The organism is Cryobacterium serini (assembly GCF_004404025.1).
In the GTDB taxonomy this organism is placed as follows: Bacteria; Actinomycetota; Actinomycetes; order Actinomycetales; family Microbacteriaceae; genus Cryobacterium; species Cryobacterium serini.
Window position 1 is genome coordinate 32,656 of the sequence record NZ_SOHN01000007.1, and the last position, 24,571, is coordinate 57,226.

27 protein-coding genes are annotated in these 24,571 nt (G+C 63.7%); 12 read left to right on the forward strand and 15 right to left on the reverse strand.

Annotated elements, in window-relative coordinates; translation table 11 throughout:
• The first annotated feature begins 163 nt into the window (after positions 1 to 163).
• Positions 164 to 1,435, forward strand: a complete 1,272-nt coding sequence (locus E3T51_RS02475) for an MFS transporter (RefSeq protein ID WP_134527114.1) — start codon at positions 164 to 166, stop codon at positions 1,433 to 1,435.
• Positions 1,436 to 1,512: 77 nt separating this feature from the next.
• Here the strand turns inward: E3T51_RS02475 and E3T51_RS02480 are convergent, their stop codons facing one another.
• The 10 genes from E3T51_RS02480 to E3T51_RS02530 form a co-directional block, all read right to left on the reverse strand.
• Positions 1,513 to 2,232: a DUF2461 domain-containing protein gene (locus E3T51_RS02480; protein ID WP_134527117.1), complete on the reverse strand. Its 720-nt coding sequence runs from the start codon at positions 2,230 to 2,232 to the stop codon at positions 1,513 to 1,515.
• Positions 2,233 to 2,241: 9 nt separating this feature from the next.
• Positions 2,242 to 2,811 carry an HhH-GPD-type base excision DNA repair protein gene (locus E3T51_RS02485; protein WP_104193006.1) on the reverse strand — a complete coding sequence of 190 codons (570 nt, stop codon included), beginning with the start codon at positions 2,809 to 2,811 and terminating at the stop codon, positions 2,242 to 2,244.
• Between the two features lie 297 nt (positions 2,812 to 3,108).
• Positions 3,109 to 3,336, reverse strand: a complete 228-nt coding sequence (locus tag E3T51_RS02490; protein ID WP_174844552.1) for a DUF4177 domain-containing protein — start codon at positions 3,334 to 3,336, stop codon at positions 3,109 to 3,111.
• 231 nt (positions 3,337 to 3,567) lie between these two features.
• Positions 3,568 to 4,242: an SDR family NAD(P)-dependent oxidoreductase gene (locus E3T51_RS02495; protein ID WP_134527119.1), complete on the reverse strand. Its 675-nt coding sequence runs from the start codon at positions 4,240 to 4,242 to the stop codon at positions 3,568 to 3,570.
• A 123-nt stretch (positions 4,243 to 4,365) separates the two neighbouring features.
• Complete coding sequence (locus E3T51_RS02500) at positions 4,366 to 4,614, reverse strand: HepT-like ribonuclease domain-containing protein (protein WP_166806362.1); 249 nt, start codon at positions 4,612 to 4,614, stop codon at positions 4,366 to 4,368.
• A gap of 81 nt (positions 4,615 to 4,695) precedes the next feature.
• Complete coding sequence (locus tag E3T51_RS02505) at positions 4,696 to 5,160, reverse strand: nucleotidyltransferase domain-containing protein (protein WP_241989149.1); 465 nt, start codon at positions 5,158 to 5,160, stop codon at positions 4,696 to 4,698.
• 636 nt (positions 5,161 to 5,796) lie between these two features.
• On the reverse strand, positions 5,797 to 6,339 hold the full coding sequence (locus E3T51_RS17480; RefSeq protein ID WP_134527128.1) for a DUF2695 domain-containing protein: 543 nt from the start codon (positions 6,337 to 6,339) through the stop codon (positions 5,797 to 5,799).
• Positions 6,297 to 6,851, reverse strand: a complete 555-nt coding sequence (locus E3T51_RS02520; protein ID WP_134527131.1) for a GNAT family N-acetyltransferase — start codon at positions 6,849 to 6,851, stop codon at positions 6,297 to 6,299. Before E3T51_RS02520 ends, E3T51_RS17480 begins: the two co-directional genes overlap by 43 nt.
• Positions 6,848 to 7,168, reverse strand: coding sequence for a HigA family addiction module antitoxin (locus E3T51_RS02525; RefSeq protein WP_134527134.1), 321 nt, complete (start codon positions 7,166 to 7,168; stop codon positions 6,848 to 6,850). The genes E3T51_RS02520 and E3T51_RS02525 overlap by 4 nt, the downstream gene beginning before the upstream one ends.
• Positions 7,143 to 7,424, reverse strand: a complete 282-nt coding sequence (locus E3T51_RS02530) for a type II toxin-antitoxin system RelE/ParE family toxin (RefSeq protein ID WP_134527137.1) — start codon at positions 7,422 to 7,424, stop codon at positions 7,143 to 7,145. The genes E3T51_RS02525 and E3T51_RS02530 overlap by 26 nt, the downstream gene beginning before the upstream one ends.
• A 401-nt stretch (positions 7,425 to 7,825) precedes the next feature.
• Between E3T51_RS02530 and E3T51_RS02535 the strand changes: the two genes are divergently transcribed.
• Entirely contained in the window at positions 7,826 to 8,773 is a 948-nt protein-coding gene (locus E3T51_RS02535; RefSeq protein WP_134527140.1) for an SMP-30/gluconolactonase/LRE family protein, read from the forward strand.
• Between the two features lie 347 nt (positions 8,774 to 9,120).
• Here E3T51_RS02535 and E3T51_RS02540 read toward each other — a convergent pair whose 3' ends face one another.
• Positions 9,121 to 10,572 carry a DUF2971 domain-containing protein gene (locus tag E3T51_RS02540; RefSeq protein ID WP_134527143.1) on the reverse strand — a complete coding sequence of 484 codons (1,452 nt, stop codon included), beginning with the start codon at positions 10,570 to 10,572 and terminating at the stop codon, positions 9,121 to 9,123.
• 109 nt (positions 10,573 to 10,681) lie between these two features.
• Entirely contained in the window at positions 10,682 to 11,755 is a 1,074-nt protein-coding gene (gene ychF / locus E3T51_RS02545; protein ID WP_134527146.1) for a redox-regulated ATPase YchF, read from the reverse strand.
• 64 nt (positions 11,756 to 11,819) lie between these two features.
• Between ychF and E3T51_RS02550 the strand changes: the two genes are divergently transcribed.
• Together E3T51_RS02550 and E3T51_RS02555 are read left to right on the forward strand one after the other, a co-directional pair.
• Positions 11,820 to 12,434, forward strand: a complete 615-nt coding sequence (locus tag E3T51_RS02550) for an exonuclease domain-containing protein (RefSeq protein ID WP_134527149.1) — start codon at positions 11,820 to 11,822, stop codon at positions 12,432 to 12,434.
• Between the two features lie 74 nt (positions 12,435 to 12,508).
• Positions 12,509 to 13,942 (forward strand): DNA recombination protein RmuC, encoded by a 1,434-nt coding sequence (locus tag E3T51_RS02555; protein WP_134527152.1) that lies wholly within the window; start codon positions 12,509 to 12,511, stop codon positions 13,940 to 13,942.
• A 116-nt stretch (positions 13,943 to 14,058) separates the two neighbouring features.
• Here E3T51_RS02555 and glpX read toward each other — a convergent pair whose 3' ends face one another.
• Positions 14,059 to 14,991 carry a class II fructose-bisphosphatase gene (glpX, locus tag E3T51_RS02560; protein WP_134527511.1) on the reverse strand — a complete coding sequence of 311 codons (933 nt, stop codon included), beginning with the start codon at positions 14,989 to 14,991 and terminating at the stop codon, positions 14,059 to 14,061.
• Between the two features lie 208 nt (positions 14,992 to 15,199).
• On the opposite strand from glpX, the gene fbaA reads away from it, so the two are divergent.
• Positions 15,200 to 16,225: a class II fructose-bisphosphate aldolase gene (gene fbaA, locus E3T51_RS02565; protein ID WP_134527154.1), complete on the forward strand. Its 1,026-nt coding sequence runs from the start codon at positions 15,200 to 15,202 to the stop codon at positions 16,223 to 16,225.
• 17 nt (positions 16,226 to 16,242) lie between these two features.
• A complete protein-coding gene (locus tag E3T51_RS02570; RefSeq protein ID WP_134527157.1) occupies positions 16,243 to 16,824 on the forward strand; it encodes a DUF6264 family protein in 582 nt (193 codons plus the stop codon).
• A gap of 18 nt (positions 16,825 to 16,842) precedes the next feature.
• On the opposite strand, the gene E3T51_RS02575 is transcribed toward E3T51_RS02570, so the two are convergent.
• Positions 16,843 to 17,883, reverse strand: coding sequence for a 4-hydroxy-3-methylbut-2-enyl diphosphate reductase (locus tag E3T51_RS02575; protein ID WP_104193195.1), 1,041 nt, complete (start codon positions 17,881 to 17,883; stop codon positions 16,843 to 16,845).
• 135 nt (positions 17,884 to 18,018) lie between these two features.
• Here E3T51_RS02575 and xseA point away from each other — a divergent pair, with 135 nt between their 5' ends.
• The 6 genes from xseA (at position 18,019) to E3T51_RS02605 (ending at position 22,914) form a co-directional block, all read left to right on the forward strand.
• On the forward strand, positions 18,019 to 19,239 hold the full coding sequence (gene xseA / locus E3T51_RS02580) for an exodeoxyribonuclease VII large subunit (protein ID WP_134527160.1): 1,221 nt from the start codon (positions 18,019 to 18,021) through the stop codon (positions 19,237 to 19,239).
• Between the two features lie 5 nt (positions 19,240 to 19,244).
• Positions 19,245 to 19,499 (forward strand): exodeoxyribonuclease VII small subunit, encoded by a 255-nt coding sequence (locus E3T51_RS02585; RefSeq protein ID WP_104193023.1) that lies wholly within the window; start codon positions 19,245 to 19,247, stop codon positions 19,497 to 19,499.
• The gene (locus E3T51_RS02590; protein WP_134527162.1) at positions 19,496 to 20,149 is read left to right on the forward strand and encodes a DUF4245 domain-containing protein; all 654 of its coding nucleotides are present in this window, start codon (positions 19,496 to 19,498) and stop codon (positions 20,147 to 20,149) included. Before E3T51_RS02585 ends, E3T51_RS02590 begins: the two co-directional genes overlap by 4 nt.
• Positions 20,146 to 20,796: a carbonic anhydrase gene (locus E3T51_RS02595; protein ID WP_104193025.1), complete on the forward strand. Its 651-nt coding sequence runs from the start codon at positions 20,146 to 20,148 to the stop codon at positions 20,794 to 20,796. The genes E3T51_RS02590 and E3T51_RS02595 overlap by 4 nt, the downstream gene beginning before the upstream one ends.
• A gap of 59 nt (positions 20,797 to 20,855) precedes the next feature.
• A complete protein-coding gene (locus E3T51_RS02600; protein ID WP_134527165.1) occupies positions 20,856 to 22,280 on the forward strand; it encodes a class II fumarate hydratase in 1,425 nt (474 codons plus the stop codon).
• 412 nt (positions 22,281 to 22,692) lie between these two features.
• Positions 22,693 to 22,914, forward strand: coding sequence for a hypothetical protein (locus E3T51_RS02605; RefSeq protein WP_134527168.1), 222 nt, complete (start codon positions 22,693 to 22,695; stop codon positions 22,912 to 22,914).
• 123 nt (positions 22,915 to 23,037) lie between these two features.
• Here E3T51_RS02605 and E3T51_RS02610 read toward each other — a convergent pair whose 3' ends face one another.
• Positions 23,038 to 24,387 carry a PhoH family protein gene (locus tag E3T51_RS02610; protein ID WP_420898400.1) on the reverse strand — a complete coding sequence of 450 codons (1,350 nt, stop codon included), beginning with the start codon at positions 24,385 to 24,387 and terminating at the stop codon, positions 23,038 to 23,040.
• Positions 24,388 to 24,571 lie beyond the last annotated feature (184 nt).

The following is a 24,571-nucleotide window of genomic DNA, read 5'->3' on the forward strand; positions in this document are numbered from 1 at the left end:
CAGTGCAGCCAGCCGTCCGGGCGAGCTATGTGAGCAGCGTTCGCACGGCTTGCCTGGCTTGACTCTTTACGCGCGAGGCGTACACGACTTAGTAAAGTGAGCTGCAGACGGTGGATCGGCAAAGCGCTACTGCCAGCGCGAGGCCGCAATCAGAAAAGTACACATGATGAACAACGACACGATACCCGCCGAACCGACGAAGTTTCCGATCACTCCGGTTGCGCACACAGCGCTGCAGAAGCGCGTCGTGCGGGTGCTCATCACCGGGCAGATCCTCGGCGGGATCGGCATGGGCGCGACCCTGTCCCTCGGCGCGCTGCTCGCTGCCCAGTTGTCGGGGTCGAGTGCCTGGTCGGGCATGGCCGCGACTATGAGCACCCTCGGCGCCGCGATCGTGGCCATACCGCTCGCTCGGCTGGCGCAGGCCCGCGGGCGTCGCGTGTCGCTCGCGACCGGCTCACTCGCCGCTGGCACGGGCGCGATACTCGCCATCACCTCGGTGTCCGTCGACAGCTTTCCCCTGCTGCTTCTCTCGCTCATGCTCCTCGGTGCCGGCTCGGCCACCAATCTCCAGGCGCGCTTCGCGGCCACCGACCTCGCCACCCCGCGTTTTCGGGCCCGCGACCTGTCAATCGTGGTTTGGTCGACCACGATCGGCGCCGTACTCGGCCCGAACCTGTTCGGACCGGGCGAAGTGCTCGGCGCAGCCCTCGGCCTGCCGGCGATGACGGGTGCCTTCGCGTTTTCGCTCACCGCAACGGTCGCCGCCGCCTTCGTCTATGCGCTCGGGCTGCGACCCGACCCTCTGCTGACCGCGCTGGCGGCACGCACGGCGAGCGCGGGCATCCGTCGGGCCAGCGGTGGTCTGTCGATTTTGCGTGACAATGCGGCGGCGCGGTATGCCGTTGTGGTCATCGCGCTCAGCCACGCCACCATGGTGGCCCTGATGTCGATGGCTCCGGTGCACCTGCGTGACCACGGCGCTACCCTCACCATCGTTGGACTGACCATCAGCCTGCACGTGGCCGGGATGTACGCCCTCTCCCCCGTATTCGGCGCGCTCGCCGACCGTGCGGGTCGACTCCCGGTCATTCTCGGAGGACAGTCCCTGCTGCTCGTCGCTCTCACCATCGCTGCGCTTAGCGACGGATCACAGGGCACGATGACGCTCAGCCTGATCTTTCTGGGACTGGGCTGGTCTGCATCCGTTGTGGCCGGTTCGGCGCTCGTATCGGAAGCCGTTCAGATCGAGGATCGCTCGTCGTTGCAGGGATTCTCTGACCTCACCATGAACGCGGCCGGCGCGCTCGGCGGCGCGATCGCCGGTCCAATTTTGGCGCTGGGCGGGTACTCCGGGCTCGGCATCGCTGCTATGCCGCTCGTCGCGATCGTGGTGGTCTGGTCGATGTTGCGACTGCGCGGCACGCACGCCTAAACTTCGCAACACGCCACGCCGTATGTTCAGCCTCTAGCGAGCGCTGAACCGCTACAAACGGATGTTGCCGATCGCGGTCAGGCCGAGCGCCGCCGGCCAGTAGCTGCTTCCTGCTCGAGCGGGGTAGCGCGGGCCAGCGGAATGTTGAGAAAGTCGACGACCGGCGCGAACGCGCGAAATCGCTCAATGACGATGTCGGTGAAATTCTCATCGAGCGCGACGTCGCCGGGCAGGTGCGCGACGAGTGCCCAACTCCGATTGAGCAACAGGTCGGCCGCCGGATGGTCGACCGGGAAGCCGCGTGGCGGGCGGATGAGCTTGTTGCCGCCAAACGGCTGCGCCACCTTCTTGAGCGCGGGCGCGGCGAGCAGGAATCGCAGCACGGTGTGGTGGTCGAGCACATAGTCGCGAATGGCGCGCAGCTGCGGCGGCTGCGGGCTGTAAGCACCGCCCGCCATCATGACGCCGTGCACGCCGACCTGCAGAAAGAATCCGGCTCCCCCGGCCTTTTCCAGCCCGCGCGGAGGCCAGTGCGCGGCCAGATGAGTCTTGTACGGCGATTTGTCGTTGGAGAACCGCACGTCACGATAGATGCGCATCATGGCTTTGTTCGGCGGACGGACGTAGGCGGCGGCGAAATCCCCGAGCGCAACGTTGAGCGCCTCGATGACCAGGAGCATCCGCTCTTTTAACTCGACCTCGTAGAGTGGTTTGTGCTCCTGGAACCATTCGCGTTCGTTGCGGTGCTCGAGTTCGTCGAGAAAATCGAATGTCTGTTCGCTGAAATGAGGGCCCACTACGCGAGACTACGCCTTCGCTGCAGCCTTCGCGGCCCGCTTGGTCGCGCGCACCCGGGTCAAGGATTCGGGATCGACGATGTCGGCCACCGACCGGTACGCGCCGTCTTCGCCATAGGGAGCGGACGCGTCACGCCAGCCCTCCGCGTCGACCCCGAGTCGTTTGCCGAGGAGTGCGAGAAAGATCTTCGCCTTCTGCTCGCCGAACCCGGGCAACGCCTCGAGCCGGCGCAGGATCTCGGGGCCGGTCGGGTCGTCAGCGGTCCAGATCGAAGTCGTGTCGCTGTTCCAGTCGCTCACGATGACCGCAGCGACTTCCTGTACGCGTTTGGCCATCGAGCCGGGAAATCGGTGCACGGCGGGAGACTGGCGAAACAGCAGGACGAAGGCGTCGGCGTCGTAGGCGGCGATCGCGGCCGGGTCGATCGCTCCGATGCGGTCACGAATTTTGGCCGGGCCGACGAAGGCGGTTTCCATGGCGACCTGCTGGTCAAGCAGCATGCCCACAAGCAGGGCGAACGGGTTCTCGCTCAGGAGAGCGTCGGCGGCGACATCGCCGGTGAGGTGCAGGGTTGTCATTCGCTCATTGTGCCACTGCACTGCTGTGAGGTCAGCACTCCACCGCGGTCAGCCTGGGGGTGTGGCCCACGTCGCACGCGATTCCGTGGGGACCAAGCGCGTGTGACCCGATCCCGGCCAAACGTAAAGGGGGAATCTTGGCTGTGAACGAAAATCGAGGGGCAGCCACGACTGACCTGTCGACCCGAATCAGCGTCTTCAACCTCGACTCGGTTGAGCAGTCGAAGTTGCAGCTAGAGGTCGGGCCGACCGAGGCGAAGCGCTCGCTGGTCGGGGTTTTACGAACTCGTGCCCGACTCAGGCGATGCGCTCGAACACCATTGTCGCTTGCACACGATCGCCGCCTCCGAAGCCCTTACTGCCCGACGCCGCGGTTGTAATGGTGTGCAGTCGGTAGCCGAGCGCGGCCTGCGAATTAATCGCATTTTCCAGCTCCGTGAGATTGCCGGAGCCAGTGCCCAAAAACTTTTCCTTAAGCACGATCTGGATCACTACGTACATACCCTTTGCCGCCATCTTTGCCATACCTTTCACCGCCCCGCAGTCGAGGCATCAACACAGGAATCCAACGTTACAGGCGTTGAACCCAATCGCCGCTCAGTACATTTCGTCAGCTGCGAACATCTGGAACACCGTCCATGCCTACCGGCGTCGGTGTCGATCGAGGCTCGAACCTGCACAGCCATCGGTCCAACACAGTGCAACCCGTGGCGGGCACCGCGCGAAGCCCGATGCCGGATGCCGGATGCCGCGACGCTACTCCCGGCCGTCCTCGAGCGGGATGAGCATGGTGCGGAACGGACCGGCAACGGCGTGGAGGTCCCAGATACGATCGGCGACGCCATCAATGCCATTGGGCAGCTGCAGCTGTGGGATACCGCCAGGGATCACAAGTTGATTGACACGGATGCCCTCATCCTCAAGCGCATCGTGGAGCATCTCGCCGTAGGCGCTCTCGGCGGGGAAGGCCACCGATGTTCCGGCGTAGCCGGCCCGTGCCTTCACGGAGGTCCCGCCGTTGATCATGATGACGCTGCCGCTACCGGCCTGACGCATCGCCGGGAGCACCGCACGCACCGCGTGAATCAGCCCGAGGGCCGAGAACTGCAGCGCCTCTAACGCCAGCTCGGGTGTCATCTCAAGCACCGGCTTCAGGTAGTCGCGCGATGGGAGTGGGCTATATTGCAGCGCGGTGATGGGCCCGAGCTCTGCTGCGGCATTCGCAAGGGCAGTCTCAAGCGACGCCGGCGTGCGGACATCCGCAGCGTAAGCACTCGCGGTGAAGCCGGCAGCGGTGAGCTCGGCTGCCATGGCGTCTAGTTTCGACTGGTTTCTGGCGATCAGGGCAATTGAGAAGCCTTCGCGCCCGAATTTTCGCGCAACTGCTGCGCCGAGTCCCGGTCCGGCTCCGATGATGGCAATGACAGGCACGATGGTCTCCTTCGATTGATGCTGCTGTGACGACTATCGCGACGAGATTAATTCTAAACGTTGAAACGGAATCCACCACATTCCGTCAGGCGCTGAAACTCGACACCCTCACGTGGCGCCCGTCTACCCGGCGTCAGCGTCGAGCGCAGACCGAGCTCGGTCGACCATCCGTGCAAGCGGCTTCTGCCAAGCCGGAAGATCAACAAACAGTGTCACCCAGGTCAGTTCGCGGTTGATCTGATCGTACTGATGGATGATGAAGTTTCGGTTGGCGACGGCCAGCGCCCACTCGACTCCATCGGGCGCGAGCACATCGAGCCTCGACATCCGATTTGCGGCTTCACCGAGCTTCATCATCAGCGAGATGGGCATCCTTGCCACGCTTGACAATCTCAGCGGCCCGATCGAGCCAGCCATCGATGTGCAGCAGTTGTTGGACCACCTCGCGACCCATCACAACAGCACCGCGTCACGCCGGATATCGTCGTCGATCTTCGGTTTCAGACCGCCGTACGAAATGAGGTCGACTTCCCGGCCGAGGACCTTCTCGATCAGCTGTTTAAACCTGATGAACGCGAATGACGAAGTGCCTGGCGGCGCATCCACGAGAAGGTCAATGTCCGAACATTGGTGGGCCTCGCCACGGGCAACCGAGCCGAACACAGCCAGGCGCCGGTAGTCATATTCCGCCGCCAGGGCCTTCAGCACCGGAGCAGCCGCATCCAGCAACTCCTCGGGACCGATGCCCGCGAAGTCAGGGCTGTACCGAAGCTGCTGGCTGACCGCCGGCTGCGAGACACCCACTGCGTCACCTACCTGCTGCTGACTCATCCCCGTGGCGAGCATCGCACGAAGCGAGAGAACGCGGCGCAGGCGCGTACCATCTTCGTCATGGCGCGCACGCGCATACTCCGTCACGAGCGTCAAAAGGTAACCTTATATTCGCAGCACTGTTACGTCCAGCGTCTTTTCGGCCGTGCGTGCACGGGTGTCGGGCACAAGCTGCGGCATTGTCGTGTTCGTCATGGCCATTTGTCTGCCTCCGTCCAACGCCAACCAATGGCCCAGACAGGATCCTGATACGTTGAAGCGAAACTCCACCACGTTTCGTCACCGATCACCGCTAAAGAATTGACTTTGCTCTCGCTGTACAGTCCAGTTGAGAGTAATGCAGCAGATATTGCCCAACTTCCGACCGTCCTCAAGCGGGATGAAGATGGCGCACTGCTCACATCGCGTGGATTAGCCCGAGTGCCGAGAATTGCAGGGCCTCTAACGCCAGCACGGGAGTCATCTCAAGCAACGGCTTCAAGTAGTCGCGCGAAAGGAGCGGGCTATCTTGCAGTGCGGTGATAAGCCTGCACGCCAATATTTCGTTCTCGGACGCATCGCCGCGCAAATGCACTTAACCGAAAAGAAAGCAGCGCGTGTCGGGTGACGCCTAGCCCTACGTGTTCCCGAGTCGCTACGCGCTCTTACATCACATAGAACCGGTTGAGCGCCTGATAGCGAGCTAGACGTTGAAGCGGAACTCCACTGCATTCCGAAGTCGAATCACCGGTACCGCGAGCGTGAAGTGCGTTCCCAGTTCGCACACGGTTTAGTCGAGCCCCGTCGTGTTGTCTCGCACGGGGACATGTTGTCGGGTGGTTTGGGGTCCGCCCACTCGTCAAAATCATCCGAGGCAACGGATTCATTCGCCTGCGACCAAAGCCGCGTGGCGGGCTCATAGGTATTCATGAACATTTCGCAATCGCAACAACACGCGCCCATCGCTGAGAGCCGCGCTAGCAGTTCCGTGGCGCGAGGGGCAACGCTATCTCGATATTGCGAAGCGAACCGGTGGGTGCCGTCGCACCCGAACTCGTCGACTTGGCGAGCCACGAAGCAGACAAGACATTCGCCGGCCGTGGGAGTCATGAGCGTCGAGGCGGCATCGTGAAGGATCCGCTCTGCCCGTTCGGTGATCGATATGCGTTCCATGTGGAAACCCTGCCACGAACCTCCGACATCGGAATTCGACCACGTTCCGACGGTGAGAAACATTTCATCGTTCACCACGCGCGTCCACGCAGATCGATCGTGCCGACGGGCCATGCGGCCAGCTCGGAGGCGACCGGCAGCACCATGAGCGGATGCCCCGGCGCATCGCCGGCCGGCCGGCCGTCCCGCCCGATAGACCACTCGGCCGCGTAGACTCGACGCCACCCGCACGTTGTGTAGAACGGCACCACTTCTTCCCGGCATCCGAGGTAGCCGAAGTCGAAGCCCCCGGCATCCAGCATTGACTGCGCCGCGCTGGCCATGAGCCGATTCCCCAACCGCTGACCGCGCGCTCGCTCAGATACCAGCACTCCTCCGACGCCTGCGATGATGACCTCGACATCACCCACCCCGATGACGCGACGCGCCCAGCCTACGTGTCCGACGATATCATCACCGGATCGACAGATCACGTGGCGATCATGAGGAGCGTAGCCATACGGCTGATCCGAATCCCATGGTCCGAAATCATAGAAATACTCGTCGTTGAACAGCCGCGCCAGCTGGTCGAAGTCTCGCGCCCCCAACGCATTGTGCGCGGCTACCTCGATCGAGCGATCGGTCACGCGACCTTCAGCGGTGTGATCAATGCAACCTTGTCCCGCAGCGCCCGGCGCTCGCGACGCAGCTCGTAGTTGGACTGCAGGTTCATCCAGAACTCTTCCGATGTTCCGAAGTACCGCGCCAGGCGGATCGCCGTGTCGGCCGTGATGCCCCGCTTGCCGTGCACGATCTCATTGATCCGGCGCGGCGGCACCCCAATGCTGACCGCGAGCTTGTTCTGCGTGATCCCGAAACCGTCGATAAAGTCCTCCATCAGGATCTCTCCCGGATGGATCGGCTCGATCCGGTCGTTTTCAGTGGTAATCGACGAGTTCGACATTGTCCGCTCCTCCTTCTCTCCAGTTGAAGCAGATGCGCCACTGGGCGTTCACCCGAATGCTGTACTGACCACGACGGTCACCGACCAGCCGCTCCAAACGATTCCCCGGAGGGATCCGAAGATCCTCGACATCCGTGGCCGCATTAACCAACTCGAGTTTCCGCAGGGTCGCTCGCTGCACCGTGCGGTCGACACCCTTGACGTACTGCTCATGCCAGATCTTTCCAGTGTCCTTGCTACCGAACGACCTGATCACAAGATCAGTGTATAACGCAGCGCGTCAATAACGTTAGACGCTAAAGCGGAACTCCACCGGATTGCGTCACCAGGCAACGTGACGACAGAAATCGCTTACCAAGGCACAGCCACGGCCTCAGCGGCACGGTAGCCTCCAGCCACGGCCGGTGAAGCTGCGTCGATTTTGGGTCCACAGGGGGGCGGAACGAGAATGAGCGACATTACTCTGGCACGCGATTTGGTTCCGGATCGATGTACCGCTCTTCCTATGCTGCAATTGTCCCTCCCGCTCATCGAAACGAACGATCAGGCGCGGCGGTGGTCTCCTGTGACCTCACGATTCAACGACCGGCCCGGTGATTTTCGCCCGAGGCCGATCAGGCCTATTGGCAGCGTCCGAGCGGGACTACTGTTATCGCCATGATCAGTCGCATCGTCGCACGCACACTGTCCGCCGCCGCATTGGGTGCTCTCTTCCTTGTTTCAGGGCTACCCGCAGTCCACGCCGCACCGCAGTCACGGTCCGGTCATTTCGAGGATGTTATCGCGCTTCCCGACGGATTCCAGCCCGAGGGAATCGCGATCGGCCCGCGCGGCACTGCCTACGTCGGCTCACTCGCCGACGGCGACGTCTACGTCTTCGACGTGCGCACCGGCGAGGAGATCAGGACCCTCGAGGGCCCGGGCACTCCGTCGGTCGGTCTGAAGATCGACAACCGCGATCGGCTTTTCATCGCGGGCGGGCCCACCGGCGAGGCGCGGGTCGTGGATGCCGCCACGGGCGACCTCCTGCAGAGCTACGCCCTCACCGATGCGCCAACGTTCGTGAACGACGTCGTTATGACTCGCGACGCCGCATGGTTCACCGACAGCCAGCGAGCGCAGCTCTATAAGCTCCCCCTCGGACCGGGCGGCGCACTCCCCGGGGCGGATGCGATCGAAGTCGTCTCTCTGTCGGGCAGCTGGATGCAGCAGCCGGGCTTCAACGCGAACGGCATCGCGGAGACCCCCAACCATCAAGCGCTTCTGGTCATCCAGTCGTCCACGGGCATTCTGTTCCGCGTCGACCCTGAGACCGGCGTCGCCGCGGTCGTTGATCTGGGTGGGCTCCTGCTCCCCAACGGTGACGGGCTGCTCGTCGCCGGGCGCACCCTGTACGTCGTGCAGAATCAGTTGAACACCGTCGCCGTTATCCGCCTCAATGCAGCCGGGACCAGCGGCGAGCTCATCGACCGGTACACGGACCCCGACTTCCAAGTGCCCACGACGATCGCGAGGTTTGGCAACGGGCTCTACCTCCCGAACGCCCGCTTCGGCACGCCCCCGGCGCCCGACACTCCCTACTCGGTGGTGCGCATCGATCGGTGACCACCGCCTGCAGACGCACTTCCCCCGCGTTTAGGTCACGAACCCGGAGGTGGCAGTCCCGCCACCTTGGCGCGGTCCAGGCCGCGGCCGGTGAACGCCGCTACCTCGACGGGAACTCCGCTCTGCGTCAGAATCGACTCGATCCCGGCACGACCACGCGGGCCCGACTTCACCCTGACACGTACCACGTCGTTTGGAGGTGATGCGGCACCACAATCAGAATCGGTACCCCGACCGTATCTCTCTTGCCGCCAAAGGCATGCCCTCTACACGTTGAAGCGGAACTCCACCGCGTTCCGTCACAAAATAACCTCTGTGCGTGCGTCCAACGACAGTCCTTCAGACGACTAGCTTCCTGTTCGCTCCCCACGAAGTTCGTCGAACTTTGACCGGGCATCGGGTATGGCTTCAATCAGACTTGCTAGTACTTGACTCGACGTTTCCAGTACTTCATCCAGATTCGTGTCACGTCGATCTCGGTAGAGCTCCTGCCGCTTATTGCCTCCACTTGCCCACTCCTCCGTCGTAATGCACGAGTGCAGTCGCCCCGCACCGTTTGGCATGATCTGGAGAGCGATCGCCATGACACAAGTGAAGCTGTACTGGGGTTGGTGTTCAGCAACCACCATATGGCCGGCCTCGTAGGCGATAACCTCGCCCGGAACGCCCGCCCGATTGCGCCGGTCTTCCGGCGGGATCGCAGTTGCTTGGGGGTAAGAATTGAAGACAACGCCCGGCCAGGTCGCATACAGCTCAGGCTGGTCCGCGAGCCCTTCATGCCATATCCGGAGCAGGGGCGCCGCCGCCTGCATCGCCGCCTCACGGTCGATGTGCGCGATCCGTTCCGCCGCTTCGAGTGAGGCTAGCCGCTGGGTGAGATCGCCCGAGCGTCGCGGTGGGATCGTCGAGGCGGTCACCGACATGGGCCTGGGTGCGGACTCGGACTCTGCGTGCGTTTCCCTCCGGAACAGTTGAAGAGTGCGGTTGTGGAACGTCGCTCGGAGCACTTCCACGTCGTCGAAGCCTGCCAGCATTACGAGCAAGGCTGGGATCCGGTCATTCGGGAAAGTCTCTCCCAGTACCACGCCGGTGAGGGCCTCAGAGATGTCGAAGTAGTGAGGCTCGATGGAAAGGTCTGTTCGAACCAATCTGAACTCGGACTCACTGGCCCAATCCGCGTGTTTGCGGAAAAAGACTCGGTCGCGATGAACGTTTGCGTATTGAAGCGCGACCGCGTCGAGCCCGAATTCCGCGGCCTGCGCGAGGCTAATGCCATGCGGGCCGACGCCGAATTCCGCACCGCGATATCGGACCGGCCCATAGAACTGATGGACCGCGTTCCCCTGCGCAGCCTCAAAGGCGGCCACGAGCCGGTCACGGTCGAACCGAAGACACACACCCGCGTGGCTGGCCCCATAGTGCGCCCAGAGTGACAAGTGGGACCAACCGCGGAGCGCGTCCGGTTGCATTACTGAACCCGGCAATTCCCAGTCTTGGGTGAAGCATGCCACCTTCGAGTGCCCCCGAATGTAGCGATCGATGTCTTCCCAGATACTGAAGACATCCTGTTCAGACGATTCGCCGCGGGGAAGCTTGCCTTCAAGGTTCGGCCGCAGAGGCCGAGACTCCCAAAGGTCATTTGTCCCCGCGAAAGGCGACATCCGGATAGTGCGATTGGCAAGAATGCCCAGAATGGCGGCGTCCGACGAGGTGTAGTGATAGAGGTTAGGCGTCAACAACCTTGGGGCGGCGGCCAACTCTTGCTCGAGAAAGTCACCGACTTCATCACCGCTGATCACGTTATCCCAATCCAAAAGACCTGATGGAATGACCAGTAGACATTACCGGCACATCGGTAACGCTAGACGTTATCCCGGAACGCGCCTAAACGATGAATGTGGAATTCAACTACACATTAAAACGAAATTCCACCACGTCGCCGTCCTGCATGACGTACTCCTTGCCCTCGATGCGCGCTTTGCCTTTGGACCGAGCCTCAGCGATCGAACCGGCGGCCATGAGGTCCTCGAAGGAGAAGATCTCCGCCTTGATGAAGCCCTTCTGGAAGTCGGTGTGGATCACTCCGGCGGCCTGCGGCGCAGTCCAGCCCTTATGGATGGTCCAGGCGCGGCACTCTTTCGGACCGGCCGTGAGATAGGTCTGCAGGCCAAGGGTGTCGAAGCCGATGCGGGCAAGCTGGTCAAGACCGCTCTCGGCCTGACCGGTCGAGGCGAGCATCTCGGCGGCGTCCTCGGCATCGAGTTCGCTCAGTTCGCTCTCGAGCTTGGCATCGAGAAAGACGGCGTTCGCCGGAGCGACGAGCGCTGCAAGGGTGTCGAGGCTCGCCTGGTCCTGAAGAACGGCCTCATCGACGTTGAAGACATAGATGAAGGGCTTGGCGGTGAGCAGGCCAAGTTCGCGAATCGGCTCGATGTCGAGCGTGGCCGAGGACAGCGGCTGCCCGCCGTCGAGGATTGCCTGAGCCTTGAGCGCGGTCTCCAGGACGAGCGGCGCCATCTTGCGCCCCTTGACCTCCTTCTCGAAGCGCAACACGGCCTTCTCGAGCGTCTGCAGATCGGCGAGGATCAGCTCCGTGTTGATGGTTTCCATATCGCCGGCCGGGTTGACTTTGCCGTCGACATGCACCACGTCTGGGTCGGCGAATCCGCGGATGACCTGGGCGATGGCATCCGCTTCGCGAATGTTGGCAAGGAATTTGTTGCCGAGGCCCTCACCCTCGCTCGCGCCACGCACGATGCCGGCAATGTCGACGAATGACACCGGTGCCGGCAGCAGGGCTTTGCTGCCGTAAATGGTTGCCAGGTCAGCCAGGCGCGAATCGGGCAGGTTCACGATTCCCACATTGGGCTCGATGGTCGCGAACGGATAGTTCGCTGCGAGCACGTTGTTCTTGGTCAGGGCGTTGAAGAGGGTGGACTTACCCACATTGGGGAGTCCGACGATTGCAATAGTAAGAGCCACGAGAGATCATTCTACCGGCAGCGCGGGACGCGGGCTCTGTCGGTGGCCCGTGAGAGCATAAGGTGTGCTGAATTTTACCGCGATCGATTTCGAAACCGCCAACTCCTCTGGCGCCTCGGCGTGCTCCGTCGGAATGGTGAAAGTTCGTCACGGCGTCGTCGTCGATTCAGCCTATTGGCTCATTGCCCCGCCTCCCGGCCACGACGAATTCTCCGCGTGGAATACCCGTATCCACGGCATCACCGCAGCGGATGTCGTGGGTGCAGCCACCTGGGCCGAACAGCTTCCGCAGCTGGTCGCCTTCGTCGACGGCGACGATCTCGTGGCCCACAACGCTGGGTTCGACCTCGGCGTAATCAAGACGGCATCGCTCGTGACCGGCCAGCCGGTGCCCGACTTTCGCTATGTCTGCAGCCTGCAGGTGGCCCGCCGCACCTATCACCTGGAGTCGTATCGGCTGCCGGTGGCGGCCATGGCGGCCGGCTTTGAGGACTTCTCGCACCACAACGCGCTTGCCGATGCCGAGGCGTGCGCGGCCATCATGATTCACGCGGCTGCGCGCCACGAAGTTGACACACTTGAGCAGCTCGCCCACGTGACCCGGGTCAAGGTCGGCGTAATCGGGCCGGTAGCCACCCGGGAGCACGCGTCGACGCACGGTCCGATGGCCCTCAACTAGCCAGGGCCAGCCAGCAATTCGCCTGATCCGAGTGTCATTTCAGCGATGTCGGTGGACACTGGCAGACTTCATGCATGGATCCAATGCTGAGTTTGATTGTCGGTCTTGTCGTCGGTGCCGCGTTGGGCGCCCTGCTCGCGCTGGTGCTCCTACAGCGTCGCGGCGCGGGCGCTACCGGCCACGGCCCGCTCGTTGACGATCCCGCTGTGCTTGAGGCCCGCCATCAGGTCGCCCTCGCCGAGGCTCGGGCCAGTGAGGCCACCGTTCGCGGCGCACTGCAGAGTGAGCTCTCGGCCGCCCTCGCCACCGTCGACGGCCTCTCCGCGCAGATTGAGCACGACCGAGCCGCTGCACGGGAGACCGGCGAACGGCAGCGTTCTGACCGGCAGCTGCAGTTCGAGCGAGAGAAACGCGAACACCTCGTACTCGAAGCCCTCAGCCCGGTGCGTGAGACCCTGCGCACCATGCAGGAGAAAGTCACCGAGCTTGAAACCCAGCGCAGCGAACAGTACGGATCACTCTCAGAGCAACTCAAACAAGCCCAGATTTCTGACCATCAACTGCGGGTGACCACCGAATCCCTCGCGAGCGCGCTGCGTTCCAACAGCACCCGTGGTGTTTGGGGGGAGACCCAACTGCGGCGCGTGGTCGAAGCCGCCGGCCTGGCACAGTATGTGGATTTCAACACGCAGACCAACATCACCACCGATGCCGGGCTCGGCCGGCCCGACATGGTCGTGCGCCTGCCCGGAAACAAGTCGATTGCGATCGATGCCAAAGTTCCCCTCGAGCACTATATCGAGGCGAGCACCATTCCCTACACGGCCACCGGCGAGGAGGGCGCCCGCCGCAAATTACTGATCGACAAGCACGTGAAAGCCGTGCGCGCCCACATCGACGCGCTCGCCAAGAAGACCTACTGGGAAGGTTTCGATGCCAGCCCGGAGTTCGTGATCGCGTTCATACCGAGCGAGTCCCTGCTATCGGCGGCGCTCGAAGCCGACCCGTCAATTCTGGATTACTCGTTCAGTAAACGGGTGGCCCTGGCGTCACCGGTGAATCTGTGGGCGGTGCTGAAAACGGTGGCCTTCACCTGGCAGCAGCAGGCGGTGACCGATGAGGCGCAGAAACTTTTCGACCTCGGCAATGCCCTCTACCAACGGCTCGGTGCGCTATCGGGCCATGCCGAGTCGCTGCGCAAAGCGCTGGAGCGCACGGTGGACAGTTACAACAAGTTCGCCAACTCGCTCGAATCCCGAGTGCTCGTGACCGCCCGGCAATTTCCCGGGATCGACCAGACCAAGATCGGGCTGCTCACCGAACCCACCATCATCCACGATTCCCCGCGCAAACTGACCGCGCCCGAGTTGGAGGCGCCAGCATCCGACCGTGTCACGCTGGAGCATCCACTCGAAGTAGACGGCGCTGAATTGAACGAGGCGAAGCACAGTGTGATCAACCGACGTCTCGCTAGTTGCAACGAATCTGATTCCGAGATCCACGTGTGAGACGGCGCCCGCAGCGTCATACGCCGTACCGGTGACCAACGAAACTGCACGCCTCACTTCTGAGATCAGAGTCGAGGCGTGCAGTTTCGGTCACGTCTTAGCGGTCAGTCGCGTGCCTACAGCCACTTCTCGGCGAGGTGCTCCGCGATGACGCGACGTGCCGTGCCCGAACGCGAGCGCAGCACGATGCTTTCGGTGCGGATCATCGGGCCCTTTCGACGCACGCCGTCGACGAGTCCGCCGTCGGTCACACCGGTCGCCACGAAGAACGTATTGTCGCCACTGACCATGTCGTCGACCTCGAGCAGCTTATCGATGTCGAGCCCGGCTGCGACGCCACGAGCGCGCTCAGCGTCGTCTTTCGGGGCGAGACGTCCCTGCATGTAGCCGCCGAGTGCCTTGAGTGCGCAGGCCGTGGTGATGCCTTCCGGGCTTCCGCCAATACCGACACACATGTCGATGCGAGTCTCGTAGCGAGCGGCATTGATTCCGCCAGCGACGTCGCCGTCGAGCATGAGACGTGTGCCCGCACCGGCACTGCGAATGGCATCGATCAAGCCGGCGTGGCGCGGACGGTCGAGCACGGCGATCGTCATTTCACCGACAGGCTTCTTCATGGCCTGCGCCAGATCACGGATGTTGTCGGCGATCGACTGGTCGAGGCTGACGACGCCACGACCGGCCGCACTGGTGACGATTTTGTCCATGTAGAAGATCGACGAGGCGTCGAGCATGGTGCCACGGTCCGACACTGCGATGACGGAGACCGCGTTCTGACGGCCGGCGGCCGTAAGGCTCGTGCCGTCAATCGGGTCCACGGCGATATCGCAGGCAGGACCACGGCCGTTACCGACATGCTCCCCGTTGAAAAGCATGGGAGCTTCATCTTTTTCGCCCTCACCGATAACGATAAGGCCGTCGAAGTTGACGGTGCCCAGGAAGGCGCGCATGGCGTCGACGGCGGCCTTGTCAGCGGCGTTCTTATCGCCGCGGCCGATGAAGGGCACAGCACGGATAGCGGCGGCCTCGGTGGCGCGCACGAGCTCCATAGCGAGGTTACGGTCGGGGTGTTGAAACAGAGTGGCGGTCTCGGTGCTGTTCAAAAGGTCCTCCCGGACGTAAGTTCGACTTCGATTACGACGGATGCGCGGCGGGTCGCGCGAAGTGTCCGCCCGAGTCACCTTATCGCGAGGGACCACACCGAGGCGGGCGTCGCTAGACTCGGGTCACACCCCCGCACATTTTCGAGGAGAAGCAATGCCCATCGCAACCCCCGACCAGTACGCCGCAATGCTCGACACAGCGAAGACCGGCGGGTTCGCCTATCCGGCGTTCAACGTGTCGTCGTCGCAAAGCATCAACGCCGTTCTCCAGGGCCTGACCGAAGCAGGTTCCGACGGCATCATTCAGGTCACGACAGGCGGAGCTGACTACTTCGCCGGGCACACCGTGAAGAACCGGGCCTCTGGCGCCCTCGCCTTCGCCCGCTTTGCGCACTCGGTCGCGGACAACTACCCGATCACCGTCGCACTGCACACCGATCACTGCCCGGAGGGCGCACTCGGCGACTTCGTCATCCCGCTCATCGAAGCCTCGGAGTCTGCGGTCGCCGATGGCGGCCACCCCATCTTCCAGTCGCACATGTGGGACGGTTCAGCCATCGCCCTCGACAAGAACCTTGGCATCGCCACCGACATTCTGAAGCGCACCCGCGCGATCAACGCCATTCTCGAAGTTGAGATCGGCGCCGTCGGCGGCGAAGAAGACGGCGTCCAGGCCGACGTGAACGAGAACCTGTACACGACCCTCGACGATGCGATCAAAATGGTCGAGGCCCTCGGCCTCGGCGAGCAGGGCCGCTACATGGCAGCCCTCACCTTCGGCAACGTGCACGGCGTCTACCAGCTTGGCAACGTGAAGCTGCGCCCGGAACTGCTCAAGGAGATCCAGACCGGCCTCTCCACCAAGTTCGGACTCGCCGCGCTGCCCCTCGACCTGGTCTTCCACGGCGGCTCCGGCTCGACCGATGCCGAAATCGCCGAAGCCGTCGCCAACGGTGTCGTGAAGATGAACATCGACACCGACACCCAGTACGCTTTCACCCGCTCGATCGCCGATTACATGTTCAAGAACTACGACAGCGTGATCAAGGTCGACGGCGAAGTCGGCAACAAGAAAATTTACGACCCGCGCGCGTGGGGCAAGGTGGCCGAGTCGGCCATGGCCGCTCGCGTTGTCGATGCCACCCGCCAGCTCGGCTCAGCCGGGCACTCAAACAGTTAGAGCACGCAGTTAGAGCAATGTCAGAAAACCCGAACTCCGTTCCACCCCCCGCCAACGACCCACGCCCACGGCCCCAGTACGGCGAACTCGCCCCTGAGGGCTGGACCTGGCAACCTCCGGTGGAAAAAGACCGGGTAGATGCTGCTCCCGTCCCCGACCCCGCCTCTGGGGCGGGGACGGCACTGCCGCCGCAGGCGACCAACCCGCCTTTTCGGTCAGCATCCGCCCCACGCATCGTGCCCGGCTGGGACCGGCCGTGGACCGTGGGGCTGTTGGCTTTCGGGCTTCTCGCCACTGTCTACGGCGTGTTCTCGCTGGGCGGATTCCCGATCGCAATGCAGGCTTTTTACACCGACCAGGGCTTGGGTACCTACACTCCGGCGGCGTCCATCGGCGCAATCACGACGATCGGGGCTATCACGCTCGTGTTCGTCTGGCTGGCCGCGACCGCGGTATCCGTGCGACTGCTCGTTCGGCGTCGACGTGCGTTCCTTGTGCCCATCATCGGTGGTGCCGTATCGCTGGTGGTGTTGTTTGCTTTCACCATGGCTGCGTTGTTCATCGACCCGACCCTGATCGAGTTCCTCAGCCGCCAGTAGCTGAGGCGATCGAGCCGTCTACTCGGCCGGTGCGGCGCGCCCGCCGAAAGCGCGCACATCCGTTTCGCCAGAGAGGTCCTTGCGCAGTTCCTTGGGCAGCGAGAAGATGAGGTCTTCTTCGGCGGTCTTGACCTGCTCCACATCGCTGTAACCGGCGTCGGCGAGGGCCTCGAGCAGTTCGTCGACGAGTTCTTCGGGAACGGATGCCCCACTCGTCACCCCGACAGTCGCCGCGTTGTCGAGCCACTCCTGCTTGACCTCGCTCGCGAAGTCGACGCGGTATGCAGCCTTGGCGCCGTATTCCAGGGCCACCTCGACCAGGCGCACCGAGTTGGACGAATTGGCGGAACCGACCACGATCACCAGGTCGGAGTCGCGGGCGACCTTCTTGATGGCGACCTGACGGTTCTGGGTGGCGTAGCAAATGTCGTCGCTCGGCGGATCCTGCAGGTTGGGAAAGCGCGCCCGCAACCGGCGCACGGTCTCCATGGTTTCGTCGACGCTCAGCGTGGTCTGCGAGAGCCAGACCACGCGGTCGGGGTCGCGCACGACGACCGTGTCGGCTTCCTCCGGGCTGCCGACGAGGGTGGTGTGCTCGGGGGCCTCACCGGCGGTGCCCTCGACCTCTTCGTGGCCTTCGTGGCCGATCAGCAAAATCTGAAAGTCGTCGCGGGCGAAGCGCACGGCTTCGCGGTGCACTTTGGTCACGAGCGGGCAGGTGGCGTCGATGGCTTGCAGGCCGCGCTCGGCAGCGGCATTGACGACGGCCGGTGAAACGCCGTGAGCGCTGAATACGATGTGCGCGCCGTGCGGCACCTCGTCAACCTCGTCGACGAAGATGGCGCCCAAATTCTCAAGCTCGGAGACCACGTGAATGTTGTGCACGATCTGCTTGCGCACGTAAACCGGGGCGCCGTAGTGTTCGAGCGCTTTCTCGACCGCGATGACCGCACGGTCGACTCCGGCGCAGTAGCCGCGTGGGGCAGCGAGCAGCACGCGTTTCTGTCCGACCACCGGGGTATCCTTAAGCCTGTTGCGGGCGCTGGGAATGCGCGGCATGCCCAGGCCGATAGCGGTCGGCTTACTTGTAGTGTGCGCGCTGGTGTTCACCGCCTCAGTCTACGCACGCACGACCGAAGAACTCTGGGAGGACCCGACTGTGCCCACAGCCACCACAACACCCAGGACCGCCGAATGACGGATGCCCCCGCCACCGTCGAAGCACCGTGGCCGGTCGCCCTGCTCTCGGGCAAGATTCGCGGCTACATCGAACGTCTCGGCATGGTCTGGGTGGAAGGTGAGATCACCCAGTGGGGGGCCAGCGGCGGCAACGTCTACGGCAAGCTCAAGGACCTCTCCGAAGATGCCACGGTGAGTTTCACGATCTGGTCGTCGGTGCGCGCCAAACTCACCGCCGACTTCAAGGCGGGTGACCGCGTCGTCGCGCTGGTCAAGCCCAACTTCTGGGTCAAGGGCGGCACGCTCACCATGCAGGCCTTCGAAATGCGCCACGTTGGACTCGGCGACCTGCTCGAACGGCTTGAACGGCTGCGCAAGCAACTCGCGAGCGAGGGCCTGTTCGACGCCTCCCGCAAGAAGCGCCTGCCGTTTCTGCCGCACTGCATCGGCCTCGTCACCGGCAAAGATTCCGACGCCGAGAAAGACGTCATTCGCAACGCCCAGCTGCGCTGGCCGGCCGTCAACTTTCGGGTCGCTTACGCCGCCGTGCAGGGTGATCGTGCCGTCGGCGAGGTTACCAATGCCATCGCGCGTTTCGACGCTGATCCCGAGGTCGACGTGATCATCGTCGCCCGCGGCGGCGGCGACTTTCAGAACCTGCTCACCTTTAGCGATGAAAGCCTGGTGCGCGCCGCAGCCGCCTGTCTGACGCCGCTGGTCAGCGCGATCGGGCATGAAGCAGACCGTCCGCTGCTCGACGAGGTGGCTGACCTGCGCGCGTCCACCCCGACCGATGCCGCCAAGCGCGTCGTTCCCGACGTCAGCGACGAACTAAACCGGGTGCAGCAGGCTCGGGCGCGTCTCAGCAGTCGGCTCACCGGCATCCTCTCGTCGGAAATCGATCGTATTTCGCAGTTGCGCAGCCGACCCGTGCTCGTCGACCCGCAGTGGATCATCAATTCCCGCAGCGAAGACCTCACCCGCTACGTAGCGCGTGGCGCCGAACTGACCGGGCGCATTCTCGAACGCGCCGGGGCCACCGTGGTGGAACTGCGCTCCCAGCTGCGTGCCCTCTCGCCCCAGGGCACGCTCGACCGCGGTTACGCGATCGCCCAGCTGCCCGACGGCCGAGTGCTGCGCCGCGCCGATGATTCCCCGGTCGGTACCGAGCTGCGGCTCACCCTGGCCAGCGGAACCGTCGCCGCCATCACGGCCCCCGGCGCCGCGTCGAAATAATTAGAATGGATGCCATGACCTCGCCTGCCCCCGCCATCAGTGATCTCAGCTACGAACAGGCCCGCGACGAACTCATTCGCGTGGTGAACGACCTCGAGCAGGGCTCGAGCACCCTGGAGCAGTCCCTGGCGCTCTGGGAACGCGGCGAAGCCCTCGCCCGCCGCTGCGAAGAATGGCTGATCGGCGCCAAAGCCAGGCTCGACGCGGCCCGCATCGCTGCCACAGCGCCCACCACAGAAGACGCCGCGCCCACCAGATGAGCCGCGCTCCCAAACCGCCGCGCGTCGTCGCCGAGCTCGGTCGGCCGGAAACTCCGCAGGAGACCGCCGACCGGCTGGCCGAGAATTCGCGCAAGTACCGCTCGCACAAGACCGTGAACAATCTCGTGCTCTCGCTGCTCGTGACGGTGGGCGCCGTGCTTGTACTCGTGCTGCTGGTGCCGCGCAACGATAACCCGATCGCTCGCGACGTCGACTACGCAAGCATTGCCGCCCAGGTGCAGCCGGTCGTTGATCACCCCCTGGCCAGCCCCGACCTGCCGGACGGCTGGAACGCCAACGACGCTGAGTGGCAGGCCGGCACCAACGGTCAAGTCCCGTCCTGGTACATCGGATTGATCACACCCGACAACCAGTTCATCGGTTTCAACCAGGCCTTCGACGCGAACCCCACCTGGCTCGCCCAGAAGCTGCCCGACTCCCCCGTCGTCGACACCGCCAGCATCGCGGGCGTCACCTGGGACGTCTACCGCAACAGTGCCCCCGTCGCGGATCGGGGCAATTTCGAGTACGCGCTTGTGACCACCGCCGGCTCGAGCACCTATCTGCTGATCGGTACGGCGCCCACCGGCGACTTCGAAACGCTCGCCACCGCGTTGGCTGCCAATGTGGCAGAGAATAGAGCCCCATGAACCCCACACCGACTGCCACGCCGTCTCCGGCAGAAGCCTGGAACGAACTGCGCGAGGGCAACGTGCGCTTCGTCGCGGGCTCCCCGCGGCACCGCCAGGACGTCGACCGCCGGGCCGAACTGGTCGGCCAGCAAACCCCGCACGCCGCCCTGTTCGGCTGCAGCGACTCCCGACTCGCCGCAGAAATCATCTTCGACCAGGGCCTCGGCGACCTCTTCGTCGTGCGCAATGCCGGCCAGATTATCTCAGAGTCGGTACTCGGCTCCCTTGAATATGCCGTGGCCGTGCTGCACGTTCCGCTGATCCTCGTGCTCGGCCACGACGAGTGCGGTGCGGTGCGCGCCGCCATCGACTCTCAGGCAGCGGATGCCCCGGCCCTGCCGGCACACATCACGCACGTTATCGAAAAGATCGTTCCGGCGGTGCGTCGGGTGAGCGGGCAGCCGGCATCCGCTTTCGTCGACCCCACCCAGATCGATGCCGGCACCGTGGGCCGGGAACATCTCAAAGACACTGTCACCGAGCTGCTCGAGCAGTCCGAGGTGATCAGCGCGGCCATCGCAGAAGGTACATTGGCTATCGTCGGCGCGAACTACGTTCTTCGCGAGGGACACGCCGACCCCAACATCGTGGTGGGCGTCATTTAGACCAGACCATCCGCGCACCCGTTGCGCACAGCACGACTCTCATACAGCACCGAAAGGGAATGCACACAGTGGTGGACACCTCCGCACAAACCGGCTACCGGATCGAACACGACACGATGGGTGAGGTCCGTGTTCCAACGGATGCTCTCTACGGTGCCCAAACCCAGCGCGCCGTCGAGAACTTTCCAATCTCCGGCTCCACGCTCGAGTCGGCGCAGATCGCGGCTCTCGCCCGCATCAAGAAGTCGGCGGCTCTCGCCAACGCGCAGCTCGGCGTGCTCGATGCGGACATCGCCGACGCCATCGCCTCGGCCGCTGACGAAGTCATCACCGGGCAGTTCGACAGCGAGTTTCCGATCGATGTGTACCAGACCGGCAGCGGCACCTCTTCGAACATGAACATGAACGAGGTCCTGGCGACCCTCGCGACCCGCGCCCTCGGCCGCTCGGTGCACCCGAACGACCACGTCAACGCGAGCCAGTCCTCGAACGACGTGTTCCCGACTTCGGTGCACATCGCTGTCACCAGCGCCCTGATCGACGAGCTCATCCCCTCGCTCGACCACCTCGCCGTCTCGTTCGAGGCCAAGGCGGAACTCTGGAAAGAGGCCGTCAAGGCCGGCCGCACCCACCTGATGGATGCCACCCCCGTCACCCTCGGCCAGGAGTTCGGCGGCTACGCCCGCCAGATGCGCCTCGGCATCGAGCGCATCCGCACCGCCCTCCCCCGCGTTGCCGAAGTTCCCCTCGGTGGCACCGCGGTCGGCACCGGCATCAACACCCCCTACGGCTTTCCACAGCTCGTCATCGAATTGCTCGTGCAGGAAACCGAGCTGCCGATCACCGAAGCGCGCGACCACTTCGAAGCGCAGGCCAACCGCGACGGTCTGGTCGACGCTTCCGGGGCCCTGCGCACCATTGCCGTCTCGCTGACCAAGATCTGCAACGACCTGCGCTGGATGGGATCCGGCCCCAACACCGGGTTCGGCGAGATCAGCATCCCCGACCTGCAGCCCGGGTCGTCGATCATGCCCGGCAAGGTCAACCCGGTCATTCCGGAAGCCGTGCTCATGGTCTGCTCGCGCGTCATCGGCAACGATGCCACCATCGCCTGGTCGGGTGCCTCGGGCTCGTTCGAGCTCAACGTTGGTATCCCGGTCATGGGAACCGCCCTACTCGAGTCGATCCGGCTGCTGACCAACGCAACCCGCGTCCTCGCCGACAAGACCGTCGACGGTCTCGAAGCCAACCTCGAGCATGCTCGGGCCCTGGCCGAGAAGTCGCCGTCGATCGTCACCCCGCTCAACCGTGTCATCGGCTATGAAGCCGCTGCCAAGGTTGCCAAGAAGGCCGTCGCCGAGGGCCTCACCGTGCGTGAGTCCGTTATCGCCCTCGGCCACGTCGAACGTGGCGACCTCACGCTCGCCGAACTCGACACGGCCCTCGACGTGCTGAGTATGACGCGCCCCCCGCAGAAGAAGTAGCAGCTCCACCCACAGCGAGTGTTGCCGATGCGCCCGGGCGCTATCGGCAACACTCGCCGGCGTTAACCAGTCGACCTGAGTGCGGTGGCGGATTGCCTCGGCGGGGATTGCTTGGCACCGAGCCCGACGATGCCTGCGGATGTAGCTTCGGGCACGATCCAACACTCTGTGCCATTTGCCCAGTGCTCTCTCGACCGAGCTGGTCCCACGTGGCTACGACGGCACGGAAGGGTTGGCCGCGCACTCATCCAAGCGATGTTGTGCGATGCTCACTCAAAATGTATCCGTTCCGGTGTCCGCGGGGCTGCTCCACACCACCAGTGGATATTTTGAGTCCCTCAGCGCAAACCGCTTTCGGGGATATCGCGCGGTAATGTTTGGGAGGCTGCGATGGTGCCGAGGGAGTGAATCAGTGCGAGCGGTAATTTTGGGCGGAAGGGGAGCCATCGGAGGAGCGACGACGGATCCGCAGCGGGGACGGCACCCCTGGCTCTCGGCTCATCCCATCGTGCTCGACACAACTGCAGCTACTCAGCTGGGGTACGTGCCCGTGGCGACCGGAATCGACCTGCTCGCGGATGAAATCGACTGGGTGACCGCGCAGCACGTTGCCCCGTCGTCACGGGTTTTCTGACAAGTCCCCGCTGCGGCCCACTCCAGGCTCGCTTGGACCAAGGGGCCAGGCGAGCGGATGTCCTGTTGCCTCGAGGTCACCAGCGGCGACGACGCGACCACACGCATCCGCTCCCCTGCCGAGCTACATAACCTCGTTGCCTTCCAGCATCTCCGTCACCAGCGCCGCGATCGCGCTGCGCTCCGACCGGGTCAGGGTCATGTGTGCGAACAGCGGATGCCCCTTCAGCGTTTCGATCACGCTGGCCACGCCGTCGAAGCGGCCGACCCGCAGGTTGTCGCGCTGGGCGACGTCGTGGGTGAGCACCACGCGCGAGTTCTGACCGATGCGGCTCAGCACGGTCAGCAGCACGTTGCGCTCGAGCGACTGCGCCTCGTCGACGATCACGAAGGCGTCATGCAGGGACCGGCCGCGAATGTGAGTGAGCGGGAGAACCTCGAGGATGCCGCGCTCCATCACCTCTTCGACCACATTCTCCGAGACGATGGCGCCGAGGGTGTCGAAGACCGCCTGCGCCCACGGCCCCATTTTCTCGCCCTGGTCACCGGGCAGAAAACCGAGGTCCTGGCCGCCGACCGCATACAGGGGCCGGAAGACCATGATCTTGCGATACTGCTGGCGTTCCAGCACTGCCTCCAAACCCGCGCAGAGGGCAAGCGCCGACTTTCCGGTTCCGGCTCGACCGCCGAGCGACAGGATGCCGATTTCCGGGTCGAGCAGCAGGTCAATCGCCAGGCGTTGCTCGGCCGACCGACCGTGCAGGCCGAAGACGTCGCGGTCGCCACGCACGAGCTTGAGCGTTCCCCGGCTGGTCACCCGGCCAAGGGCCGACCCGCGGTCGGAGTGGATAACCAGGCCCGTGTTGATCGGCATGTCCTGCACCGTGCGGGAGTCGAGCATCTCCTTGTCGTAGAGCACGCTCATCTGCTCGGCGCTGAGGGTGATCTCGTCCAGCCCGGTCCAGCCGGAATCGACGGCGAGTTCGTGCCGGTATTCGTCGGCGGCGAGGCCGAGAGACGCGGCTTTCACCCGCAGCGGCAGGTCTTTCGAGACGACGGTCACGGTCATGCCATCGTTGGCCAGGTTCAGGGCCACAGCGAGAATGCGCGAATCATTGTCGCCCAATTGCAGGCCAGACGGCAGCACCGACATATTGGAGTGGTTCAGTTCTACGCGCAGGCTGCCGCCCTCGCCGACGGGAATCGGAAAGTCGAGGCGCTCGTGCTTGAGCCTCAACTCATCGAGGTTACGCAGCGCCTGCCGTGCAAAATACCCGATTTCCGGGTCGTTTCGTTTTGACTCCAGTTCGCTGATCACCACCACGGGCAACACGACGGCGTGCTCGGCAAAGCGGAAAATCGCTTTCGGATCTGACAGAAGCACCGAGGTGTCCAACACGTAGGTGCGCTCGGTTTGCGAAGCGGATGCTGCCACCCGGTCAGTCGCATTAACGTCGGTTCGATTAGCGGTCACAGCCACTCCCACCTGCGTCACACGGACGCGGATCACTTTGGCGAGCTGGCCATCAAGCAATTCTCGAGCCGTACTTATATGGCCGTCTCGATCAGGTGCCGTACCTGATGAAAGCGACGCTACGACTTACCGGGGCAAAAAGAAACCCGACACGCCCACGAAAACCTGTCGTTCACCTGTTATT